Source organism: Ruegeria sp. HKCCA4008, assembly GCF_013033125.1.
GTDB lineage: Bacteria > Pseudomonadota > Alphaproteobacteria > Rhodobacterales > Rhodobacteraceae > Ruegeria.
The window spans coordinates 712,865-723,871 of record NZ_WQDM01000001.1 but is presented as its reverse complement, the minus strand read 5'-3'; the positions used below and the strand labels follow the sequence as shown (position 1 = coordinate 723,871).

General features: G+C 58.1%; 12 protein-coding genes. 7 read left to right on the top strand and 5 right to left on the bottom strand.

Annotation, left to right across the window (positions count from 1 at the left end; genetic code table 11):
• The first annotated feature begins 41 nt into the window (after positions 1-41).
• Together gltX and gltA are read left to right on the top strand one after the other, a co-directional pair.
• Complete coding sequence (gene gltX / locus GOW60_RS03620) at positions 42-1,442, top strand: glutamate--tRNA ligase (RefSeq protein WP_171228253.1); 1,401 nt, start codon at positions 42-44, stop codon at positions 1,440-1,442.
• Positions 1,443-1,563: 121 nt separating this feature from the next.
• The gene (gene gltA, locus GOW60_RS03615) at positions 1,564-2,859 is read left to right on the top strand and encodes a citrate synthase (protein WP_152458102.1); all 1,296 of its coding nucleotides are present in this window, start codon (positions 1,564-1,566) and stop codon (positions 2,857-2,859) included.
• Between the two features lie 135 nt (positions 2,860-2,994).
• Here gltA and GOW60_RS03610 read toward each other — a convergent pair whose 3' ends face one another.
• Positions 2,995-4,062: a PA0069 family radical SAM protein gene (locus GOW60_RS03610; RefSeq protein ID WP_171228252.1), complete on the bottom strand. Its 1,068-nt coding sequence runs from the start codon at positions 4,060-4,062 to the stop codon at positions 2,995-2,997.
• Between the two features lie 270 nt (positions 4,063-4,332).
• On the opposite strand from GOW60_RS03610, the gene GOW60_RS03605 reads away from it, so the two are divergent.
• The 4 genes from GOW60_RS03605 (at position 4,333) to GOW60_RS03595 (ending at position 6,948) form a co-directional block, all read left to right on the top strand.
• Complete coding sequence (locus GOW60_RS03605; RefSeq protein ID WP_152458104.1) at positions 4,333-5,031, top strand: B12-binding domain-containing protein; 699 nt, start codon at positions 4,333-4,335, stop codon at positions 5,029-5,031.
• Positions 5,032-5,177: 146 nt separating this feature from the next.
• Complete coding sequence (locus tag GOW60_RS21090) at positions 5,178-5,675, top strand: hypothetical protein (RefSeq protein WP_254443821.1); 498 nt, start codon at positions 5,178-5,180, stop codon at positions 5,673-5,675.
• A complete protein-coding gene (locus tag GOW60_RS21085; protein WP_371813321.1) occupies positions 5,648-6,211 on the top strand; it encodes a Hint domain-containing protein in 564 nt (187 codons plus the stop codon). Before GOW60_RS21090 ends, GOW60_RS21085 begins: the two co-directional genes overlap by 28 nt.
• Before the next feature lie 77 nt (positions 6,212-6,288).
• A complete protein-coding gene (locus GOW60_RS03595) occupies positions 6,289-6,948 on the top strand; it encodes a DUF1638 domain-containing protein (RefSeq protein ID WP_171228251.1) in 660 nt (219 codons plus the stop codon).
• A gap of 2 nt (positions 6,949-6,950) precedes the next feature.
• Here GOW60_RS03595 and GOW60_RS03590 read toward each other — a convergent pair whose 3' ends face one another.
• Positions 6,951-7,361 (bottom strand): SufE family protein, encoded by a 411-nt coding sequence (locus GOW60_RS03590; RefSeq protein ID WP_117868838.1) that lies wholly within the window; start codon positions 7,359-7,361, stop codon positions 6,951-6,953.
• Positions 7,362-7,500: 139 nt separating this feature from the next.
• Between GOW60_RS03590 and GOW60_RS03585 the strand changes: the two genes are divergently transcribed.
• Complete coding sequence (locus tag GOW60_RS03585; RefSeq protein WP_152458108.1) at positions 7,501-8,031, top strand: hypothetical protein; 531 nt, start codon at positions 7,501-7,503, stop codon at positions 8,029-8,031.
• A gap of 6 nt (positions 8,032-8,037) precedes the next feature.
• On the opposite strand, the gene rnd is transcribed toward GOW60_RS03585, so the two are convergent.
• From rnd to purM, 3 genes are all read right to left on the bottom strand, one after another.
• On the bottom strand, positions 8,038-9,195 hold the full coding sequence (gene rnd / locus GOW60_RS03580; RefSeq protein WP_171228250.1) for a ribonuclease D: 1,158 nt from the start codon (positions 9,193-9,195) through the stop codon (positions 8,038-8,040).
• A gap of 114 nt (positions 9,196-9,309) precedes the next feature.
• Positions 9,310-9,906: a phosphoribosylglycinamide formyltransferase gene (purN, locus tag GOW60_RS03575; protein ID WP_171228249.1), complete on the bottom strand. Its 597-nt coding sequence runs from the start codon at positions 9,904-9,906 to the stop codon at positions 9,310-9,312.
• The gene (gene purM, locus GOW60_RS03570; protein WP_171228248.1) at positions 9,903-10,949 is read right to left on the bottom strand and encodes a phosphoribosylformylglycinamidine cyclo-ligase; all 1,047 of its coding nucleotides are present in this window, start codon (positions 10,947-10,949) and stop codon (positions 9,903-9,905) included. Before purM ends, purN begins: the two co-directional genes overlap by 4 nt.
• Positions 10,950-11,007 lie beyond the last annotated feature (58 nt).

Genomic DNA, 11,007 nt, shown 5'->3' with positions numbered 1-11,007 from the left:
AAACTATGCCAGATACGGTTACCAAAAGGTTAATCCTCACCATGACTGAACAGGTCGTCACTCGTTTTGCCCCCTCGCCCACCGGTTTCCTGCATATCGGCGGCGCGCGCACTGCTTTGTTCAATTGGCTGTATGCGCGTGGTCGGGGTGGCAAATTCCTGCTGCGGATCGAAGACACCGATCGCGAACGTTCGACACCCGAGGCGACCGCCGCGATCCTTCAGGGCATGGCCTGGCTTGGCCTTGATCACGACGGTGACGTGATAAGCCAGTTCGAAGGGGCCGCCCGTCACGCCGAGGTCGCGCATCAGTTGCTGGCCGAGGGCAAAGCCTACAAGTGTTTTTCGACCCAGGAAGAAATCGCCGCTTTCCGGGACCAGGCGCGCAGCGAAGGGAAATCAACCCTGTTCCGCAGCCCATGGCGTGACGCCGATCCTGCGACACATCCGGATGCACCTTTTGCCATACGCATCAAGGCGCCTCAGGACGGGGTGACCGTGATCCACGATCAGGTTCAGGGCGATGTGAGCATCCGCAATGACCAGTTGGACGACATGATTCTTCTGCGCTCGGACGGAACACCCGTCTACATGCTGGCAGTCGTTGTCGACGATCACGACATGGGTGTCACCCATGTCATCCGCGGCGACGATCACCTGAACAATGCCGCGCGGCAAATGATGATCTACGAAGCCATGGGCTGGGACGTTCCGGTCTGGGCGCATATCCCGCTGATTCACGGGCCGGATGGCAAGAAGCTGTCCAAGCGCCATGGTGCTCTTGGAGCTCAGGAATATCAGGCCATGGGCTATCCCGCAGCCGGGATGCGCAATTACCTGGCCCGGCTGGGCTGGAGTCACGGCGACGATGAGTTTTTCACGGACGCGCAGGCAAAGGACTGGTTCGATCTGGACGGGATCGGCAAAAGCCCTGCGCGGTTTGATCTGAAAAAGCTTGAAAACCTGTGTGGACAGCATATCGCGATCTCGGACGATGCTGCACTGCGGCAAGAGATCGAAGCATATCTGGCCGCAGCAGACCTTCCGCCCCTTACCGAAACACAATCCAGTGATCTGAAACGTGCGATGTATTGCCTCAAGGACCGGGCGCGCACCTTCCCGGAACTGCTTGAAAAGGCTCATTTTGCACTGACAAACCGCCCGATCGTTCCGGATGAAAAGGCGGCAAAGGCATTGGCAACTGTATCCGATGGTATACTGACGGAATTGACGCCGCATCTGCAAAATGTTAGCTGGTCGCGGAACGAACTGGAGGAGGCACTGAATTCCTTTGCCGAGTCGAAGGAGCTCAAGTTCGGCAAGCTGGCCGGTCCGCTGAGGGCCGCCCTGGCGGGTCGGGCCGTTACGCCTTCGGTTTTTGACATGATGCTTGTGCTGGGACGGGAAGAAACCCTGGCGCGGCTTTCTGAAGCAGCGAAATAACCCAAGCTTCATAAAGGGGTAACGCTGCTCCGCTAACACCCGGACTGCGCGTCCACGCGCAGTCATTGCCCGTATCACCGGAGGTATCTCTGGCGTGCGCATGAATGAAGAAGGGACAACCATGACTGATAGCAACAAAACAGCCACTCTGACCGTTCACGGCAAAGAGTATGAGTTGCCTGTTCATTCTCCGACCGCTGGCCCGGATGTCATTGATATCCGAAAGCTTTATGGTCAGGCCGGTGTCTTCACCTACGATCCTGGGTTCACTTCGACCGCTAGCTGCGACAGCACCATCACCTATATCGACGGCGAAAAAGGCGAACTGCTGCACCGCGGCTATCCGATCGACCAACTGGCCGAGAAATCGCATTTCCTCGAAGTCTGCTATCTTCTGCTGTACGGAGAACTGCCGGCGGCAAAGGATCTTGAGAAATTCGAGACCACGATCACACGCCACACCATGCTGCACGAGCAGATGCAGTATTTCTATCGCGGTTTCCGCCGCGACGCGCACCCGATGGCCATCATGGTCGGCGTTGTCGGCGCGATGTCGGCCTTCTATCACGATTCAACGGATATCTCGGACCCGCAGCAGCGTGAAATCGCATCGCATCGTCTGATCGCCAAGATGCCGACTATTGCTGCATGGGCCTACAAGTACCACACCGGTCAGCCTTTCGTGTATCCGCGCAACGATCTGGACTATGCGTCGAACTTCCTGCGCATGTGTTTCAGCGTTCCTGCCGAGGAATATGAGGTCAACCCGATCCTCAGCCGCGCCATGGACCGCATCTTTACACTACATGCAGATCACGAACAAAATGCCTCGACATCGACCGTGCGTCTGGCGTCGTCTTCGGGGGCAAACCCGTTTGCCTGTATCGCCGCCGGAATCGCTTGCCTTTGGGGTCCGGCACATGGCGGAGCAAATCAGGCTTGCCTGGAGATGCTGGAAGAGATCGGCACCGTTGATCGCATCCCCGAGTTTATTGCCCGCGCCAAGGACAAGAACGATCCGTTCCGCCTGATGGGCTTTGGTCACCGCGTTTACAAGAATTTCGACCCGCGCGCCAAAGTGATGAAGCAATCGGCTGACGAAGTTCTTGATCTGCTGGGCGTTGAAGACAACCCGAAATTGCAGGTTGCCAAGGAACTGGAACGCGAAGCGCTGGAAGACCCGTACTTCGCTGATAAAAAGCTGTTCCCGAATGTCGACTTCTACTCGGGCATCATCCTCGAAGCGATGGGTTTCCCGACCTCGATGTTCACGCCGATCTTCGCCCTGTCACGCACTGTTGGCTGGGTCAGCCAGTGGAAAGAGATGATCGCCGATCCGCAAAACAAAATCGGCCGCCCGCGTCAGCTGTACTTGGGCGAAACGCTGCGCGATTACGTGGATATCGAAAATCGCTGATACGCGCCTCACGTCAATCTTTTTCGAAGGCCCCGGTACTGCCGGGGTCTTTTTGTTTGGGCTGAAGAAATGAGAGCGCGAAGACGCGGTGTTTTCCCGCGCAAGACAGCACCGGACAAGCCGGGGCGCACGACCTCAGAAAAGGCTCATCTGATCCCCGGGCTGCGGTGGCACCGCAAACAAGTCGCAACGCAACGGGGACGATTTTATGGACAGCTCCAGACGTTTGCAGGTCTTCATGAACCTTTGAGCGATAATCCCGGCATACTCACCCTCGCCCCGCATTCTGTGCCCCCAACGCGGATCGTAATCCCGCCCTCCATGCATTTCCCGCAGTTTGGACATGACCTTTTCCGCCCGCGACGGCTCATGATCGGCAAGCCAGCCCTGCCAAAGCTGCGATACCTCGCGCGGCAGGCGCAACATGATCCAGCTTGCGGCATCCGCACCAGCCTCTTTCCCGGCCTCCAGAAGGCTTTCCAGTTCATGATCCGTCAGCCCCGGCACGATGGGTGACGTCATGACACGCACCGGAACGCCCGCTTCCGTCAGCGTTCGGATCACGCGCAACCGCCGAAGGGGCGACGGCGCCCGTGGTTCCATCCGGCGGGACAATTCCGCATCCAACGTTGTCAGCGAGATACCAACCCGCACCAGCCCCCGGCCTGCCATGTCGGCAAGCAACTCCAGGTCCCGCTCTATCAGGGTACCCTTGGTGACGATTGCGACCGGGTGGTTGAACTCACTCAAAACCTCAAGGCATGACTTTGTAATCATGTGCTTTTTCTCAATCGGCTGATACGGGTCCGTATTCGTACCAATTGCAATCGGCGCGACTTTGTAGGATCTGGCAGACAATTCCTTGCGCAGAACACGCCCCATGTTGGGTCGAGCGATCAGGCGGGTTTCGAAATCCAATCCTGCCGATAGCCCAAGATACGCGTGGCTGGGCCGCGCAAAACAGTAAACGCAGCCATGTTCACATCCCCGGTACGGGTTGATCGACCGATCGAAGGGCAAGTCAGGGGATCGGTTGTAAATAATAGCGCTGCGCGCAACCTCTTCGCTTGTCTCGGTACGCAGCGGCGGCAATTCTTCCTCAATGTCCCACCCGTCTTCGGCGGGCGTGGTGGCAAAGCGTTCAAACCGACCAGCTTCGTTCGTCGTTGTTCCTCTTGCCTTGATCGTCCGCGCGATATTCATGTCTTTTTGTTCTTCTTTTGTTCCCCCGCGAACATAGGCCTGTCGCCGATTTGGCGCAACCCCCGCCAAATCACCGTTGGATTGAAGTTAGTTGAAGAGTCTGCAGGATAATCTTGCAGACTTTTCTATCGAGCCCTCCCTTTTTTTGGCTTATAGGTCGGTCCCGAAACGACCGACGTCGCAATCGTCACAGTCACGATGCGACGTTTTGGCCAAAACGGAAAAAATGCCACCACGGGTCAATGGCCCGCCCAGCACAGGGAATACCCCATGTCCGACGAAGAAGACATCGTCCTGTCCGAACTGAATGACGACGAACTGGTCGAGCAGATGTTCGACGATCTCTACGATGGCCTGAAGGAAGAGATCGAAGAAGGTACCAACATCCTGCTGGAACGCGGATGGACACCTTATGACATCCTGACCAAGGCTCTGGTTGGCGGTATGACCATCGTGGGCCATGACTTTCGCGACGGCATCCTGTTCGTCCCCGAAGTTCTGCTGGCCGCAAACGCGATGAAGGGCGGCATGTCCATTCTCAAGCCGCTGCTGGCCGAAACCGGTGCACCGCGCGTCGGCAAGATGGTCATCGGCACCGTGAAGGGCGACATCCACGACATCGGCAAAAACCTTGTTTCGATGATGATGGAAGGCGCTGGCTTCGAAGTTGTCGATCTGGGCATCAACAACCCGGTCGAAAACTACCTGGAAGCGCTGGAAAACGAACAACCCGACATTCTGGGCATGTCGGCCCTGCTGACCACTACGATGCCTTACATGAAAGTGGTCATCGACACGATGGTCGAACAGGGCGTCCGCGACGATTACATCGTTCTGGTCGGCGGCGCGCCCCTGAATGAAGAGTTCGGCAAAGCCATCGGCGCGGATGCCTATTGCCGTGACGCAGCTGTTGCAGTGGAAACCGCCAAGGAATTCGTGGGCCGCAAGCACAATCAACTGGCTGGCTAGGACCCGAACAATACTGATTGAAAGGCCGTCCGATCCGGGCGGCCTTTTCGATTCTGAAGCGCCTTGTCACCGGAGGATCCGGATTATCCAATTTTAAACCAAAGCAGGTCTAAAAGAACGAGGCATTCACATCCCCGGGGGGTCTCGTGCCGACTACGTTCACAGCCATCTCGCTCGGCAAACTTGCCGATATCGACAGTTTCGAAGGCAACAACACAGCTGAAAACGCTTCGGCGCTTGTGGGGAAAACCTTTGGCGGGTCCGACGATCCATTGGCTCACAACAGCGTCACCTGGAGCCCGGTCGGCAATCCGGGTTCGTACTACAACATGAACAACATGTCGGCCAACGATCGGTTTTCGATCGATGGCGGGCCGCCTCAGACATTCGATGGCACTTCGGTCTACAACGCCACGATCACCTATTTTGACGGATCAACTGCCAGGATTTCCGCAGTTGTGGCGCAGGATGTGGATGGCAACACCTATCTGATGCCGGAATTCTCGGACAATTCGGACCAATCCGCCTTGGAGGCTCGCCCTGTCCGCTCGATCACGCTCAACAGCCTTGCCGGAAACCGGTATTCAGGCCTGACTTCCCGCCGTGAAGATATCTGGTGCCCTGCTTTACCCCCGGAACGATGATCCGCACCGAGCAAGGCGCACGACCGATTGAAACCCTGTCCTTCGGCGACCGGATTGAAACCCATGACCATGGGCTGCAACCCCTGCGTTGGATGGGGCGGCGAACCGTCAAGGCAACGGGTCCGCATGCGCCTGTTCTTTTCAAAGCGGGCACCATCGGAAACACGCGCGACCTTCTGGTGTCGCAACAGCACCGCATGCTGATTGGGCATTGGCGTCTCGAGCTGCACACCGGACATCGCGAAGCCCTGGCGCCTGCCAAACATCTCGTGAACGGGTCCGACATCATACTGCGACCCGGAGGGGTGGTGACCTACATCCATTTGCTGTTCGACCGGCATGAGCTGCTCTGGGCCGAAGATTGCCTGAGCGAGAGCTTTCATCCCGGCGCGCAAATCTGGGACAGTCTCGGGTCTGCCGCACGGCAAGAAATCCTGTCGCTGTTTCCGGAACTGTCGCTGAACGGTGTTGCCGCGTACGGCCCGCTGGCCCGGCCCCTGCTGACCGCGTTCGAAGCGCATGCGTCGGCGGCCTGACATGAGATGTCGGATCGGGGCTTGCCCAACGGCCCCAATCGTCCTCCTATGGCAAAAGCCCCGGAGGATGCCAAGTGATGTCAAACGAATCCCTGCCAGATGATGCAAGCCTGACCACGAAGGGCTATGACGATACGGGCAAGGGAAGCATCCTGTTGATTGCCTGCGGCGCTCTTGCGCGCGAAATACTGGACATCAAAACACGAAATGGCTGGGATCACATGGCTCTGACCTGCCTGCCGGCGATCCTGCACGTTCACCCGGAACGGATCACCCAGGCCGTGGAAGACGCCGTGGCCAAGCATCAAGGCGATTTTGACAAGATCTACATCGTTTACGCCGATTGCGGCACCGGGGGTCTGCTTCAGGCCGCCTGCGAGAAACTTGGGGTCGAAATGGTGAAGGGTCCCCATTGCTATTCCTTCTTCGAAGGAAATCAGGCCTTTCAAGACCGCGGAGAAGACGAAACAACCGCGTTCTATCTGACAGATTTCCTGGCCCGGCAATTCGACGCCTTTGTCTGGAAACCACTGGGCCTGGACCGCCACCCGGAACTGCGTGACATGTATTTCGGCAATTACACCAAACTTGTCTATCAGGCCCAGATCGACAGCCCAGAGCTGACGGAACGCGCGCGCGAATGTGCAGACCGAATGGGGCTTGAATTCGAACGCCGGTTCACCGGTTACGGCGATCTGGAAAACACGCTGTCGGACTGGGCAAACCGCCCAAGATGAGGTCAGGCGTTTTCCTGTGCGACCTGCCGGATTCGTTCGATCATCGACCGCAGGCCGTTCGAGCGCTGAGCGGACAGGTGGTCATTCAGGCCAAGGCGTGCCAATTCCGCCCCCGCATCGACCTTGGGAACTTCGGCCACGGGCAAACCGTTGTACAAGGACCGAAGAACAGCGATCAGGCCGCGTACGATCAGTGCATCGCTGTCACCATCGAATTTGAAGACGCCGGATTCAATCATCGGATGCAGCCAGACCTGGCTGGCGCATCCATGCACTTTTGTCGCCGGAACCTTGAATGCGTCATCCAGCGGCTCCATCGCCTTGCCCTGCTCGATGACATGGCGATACCGGTCTTCCCAATCCTCGAGAAACTCGAAATCCTCGACAATCTCTTCAAAGGCGGGCGTGGCCATGATGCGGTGATCCTTTGGTTGCATTCACAATTGTGACCTAAGCCGGTGACCCGCCACTGTCCAGCCCCCGCGGTGGCTTTTCAACGCGAAGAAATTGCGCTAACCCATTGCCTGAACTCGTGTGAAAGTCTGTGGGTCCATGCAAAAATCTCTGTCCGTTCTCATCATCGCCACGCTGACCCTGACTGCATGCAGCAGCTGGCGTGACTCTCGGGTGAACCCTTCAAACTGGTTCGGATCCAGCAGATCTGTCGAAGCCGAAACACCGCCCGACCCAAATGCCGCCGACGCACTGGTTCCGAAGCAAGGCGGAGGAACCGGCCTGTTTTCCCGCCCCGATGCCGAAGACACCAGCATTCCAATTGGTCAGATCGACGAGTTGCGCATCGACCCAACCCCCACCGGCGCGATCATCTATGCGTCTGGCACGGCTGTCCGACAGGGGGCATTCAACGCGCGTCTGGTTCCTGTTGAAAAGGAAGAAAACCAGAAGAACGGAACTTTGGAATTCGTGTTCCGTGTGAACTACCCCAGCTATGAGACGCCGCAAGGGTCGGAACGTACCCGGATGGTATCGGACGCCATCAACGTCTCGAAGCAGGAACTGGAAGGGATTCGGCTGGTCCGCGTGGTCGGACAACAGAACGCATTGGAATCACGGCGCCGGTAAGCGCCGTTACAGGGACACGACCTTGACCGACTGCCCTTTGGCCGCCAGGGCAATCTTTCCTTCGCACAGCTTCAGAGCATCCTCGCCAAAGACCTCGAACCGCCATCCCGACAAGGCTGGAACATCCCGCTCGCCGGCCGCAATCTGATCCAGGTCCGAACTTGTGGCGATCAATTTCGCCGCCACACCTGAACTTTCGGTTTTGGACTTCAGCAGAACCCTCAGCAGGTCAGCCAGCGCCGGATTGACCTTGAGCTTGTCGCGCGAAGTGTCGACCTTGGGCAATTTGTCGGGCGAGCAATTCACGCCACGCTTGACCGCTGCCAGAATACCTTCGGCGATCGCCCCTTTGCGGGCTTCGCGCAGCAACAGGCGAGACCCGCCCAAATCCGAATGTGTTTTCGGTTTGGTCGATGCCAGTTCGATCAGCGCGTCGTCTTTGAATACGCGGTTCCGGGGCACGTTGTTTTCCTGCGCATAAGATTCGCGAAACTGCGCCAATTCCCGCACCACGGCCAGAAACTTGGCCGAGTTCGTGCGCGTTTTTACCCGCTTCCATGCGTCTTCAGGGCGGATGTCATATGTGGCAGGCTGTGTCAGCGTCCGCAATTCTTCGGCAACCCAGTGGCTGCGCTGCGTCTTTTCAAGTTCTGCGGCCAGACGCTCGTAGATCCCGCGCAAATGGGTCACATCTGCAAGAGCATAGTTTTTTTGAGCATCGGTCAACGGGCGCCGGGACCAGTCGGTGAACCGAGAGGTCTTGTCGACGCCCTGCTTGCAGATTTTCCGGACCAGAGTTTCATAGCCAACCTGTTCGCCAAAGCCGCACACCATCGCTGCGACCTGTGTGTCGAACAGCGGCTTGGGAAAAACGCCAGCTTCGACCCAGAAGATCTCAAGGTCCTGGCGGGCGGCATGGAACACCTTGACCACGCTTTCATTCCGGAAAAGATCGTAAAGCGGGTCAAGCGACAAGCCATCGGCAAGCGGATCGACCAGAACCGCGCTGTCTTCATCCTCGGACGGGACAGCCAATTGCACTAGGCACAGCTTGGAGTAATACGTCCGCTCGCGCAGAAATTCGGTATCGACCGTGATATAGGGATAGCCTTCGGCGGCCTTGCAGAAATCGGCCAGCTCTTGCGTCGTCGTAAGGGTTTTCATGCGCCGTACTAGTATCGCTCTTGTTTTTGTGCCTGCCCGTTTTTGTCCTCGTCCCGAGCGTTGTCGACGACCATAGGCCGATTATTGCACGGGTGTAAATCACCCACAGAGCATTCACGGCAACAGGACGGGCGACCTGTTACCTTCTGCAAAGCGCCGCAGCACTTCAGGGTAGAGTTTGTGTTCCCACACCAGCACCCGCGCAGCCAGCGATTCCGGTGTATCATCGGCTTGGATCGGCACCCTTGCCTGGCCCAGAATCGGGCCGTCATCCAGTGCCGCCGTCACCTCATGCACCGAGCAGCCGTGTTCGGAATCTCCGGCTTGTATCGCGCGGGCATGGGTGTGTAACCCTTTGTATTTTGGCAATAATGAAGGGTGGATATTCAGCATCCGCCCTTGAAACCGAGACACGAAATCCGCGGTCAGAACCCGCATGAAGCCAGCCAGACAGACAATGTCGGGTTGCGCCTCTTGCAGGGGTTTCAAAAGCTCGGCTTCAAAGGCGCTGCGGTCGCCCTTGAAAGGGCGATGATCAACCACTGCGGTCGGAATGCCACGGTCCGCAGCTTTTTTCAGCCCGCCTGCCTGCGCATCGTTGGACAGCACCAGACAGGGCCGCGCCGGATGATCTTTGGTCATGCTGTCAACAAGCGACACCATGTTCGACCCGCCCCCGGAGATCAGGATCGCGACGCGCTTCTGGCTCACAGCAGTTTGCCCGAATAGGCAACGCCGGGCGTTTCCGTGACAGTACCGATCCGAGCAACGGTTTCACCGGCATCCGCCAACAGGGCCGACAACTCGTCCGCCTTGTCCGCGGCGCACACGACAATAAGGCCGATGCCGCAATTGAAGGTCTTGAGCATTTCCGCCTCAACGATACTGCCGGTCTTCGCCATCCAGCCGAAGACAGGGGGCAGTTGCCAGCTGCCCAGATCGATCCGGGCCCCCAGCCCTTGGGGCAGCACGCGCGGAAGATTTTCGGTCAACCCGCCGCCGGTGATATGCGCCAGCGCGTGAACACCACCCGCACGAACCGCAGCCAAAGCCGGTTTTACGTAAAGGCGTGTGGGCGTCAGAAGTGCCTCACCCAGGTTGCCCTCTCCAAAGGGCGACGGCGAATCCCAGCCCAGACCAGACAGTTCGACCAGCTTGCGCACAAGCGAATAGCCGTTGGAATGCACCCCGTTCGAGGCCAGACCCAAAAGGACGTCACCGGCTTGAACGCCCGCAGGCAGATCTGCGCCGCGTTCCATCGCACCGACCGCAAACCCGGCCAGATCAAAATCGCCATCAGGATACATTCCCGGCATCTCGGCGGTTTCACCACCAATCAGGGCACAGCCAGACTGCGCACAGCCTTCGGCAATCCCTTCGATGATCCGCGCCGCCGTATCGGTATCCAGCCTGCCGGTCGCGAAATAATCGAGGAAGAACAGCGGCTCGGCACCCTGACAGATCAGGTCATTCACGCACATGGCCACCAGATCGACGCCGACCCCGTCCACGACGCCGGTATCAATCGCAATCCGCAGCTTGGTGCCCACGCCATCCGTCGCACCGACCAGGATCGGGTCCTGGTATCCGGCAGCCTTCAGATCGAACAGCGCGCCAAATCCACCCAGGCCGCTCATCACACCGGGGCGGTTGGTCCGCTTGGCGGCGGGTTTGATCCGATCGACCAGGGCGTTGCCCGCGTCGATATCCACACCTGCATCGGCATAGGTGATTCCGTTTTTACCCGCTGTCATGTCCGGTCCCTCAAGAAAGCTTTGCGGGCGGGTTAGTCGATTGTGGCGTTTGTTGCAA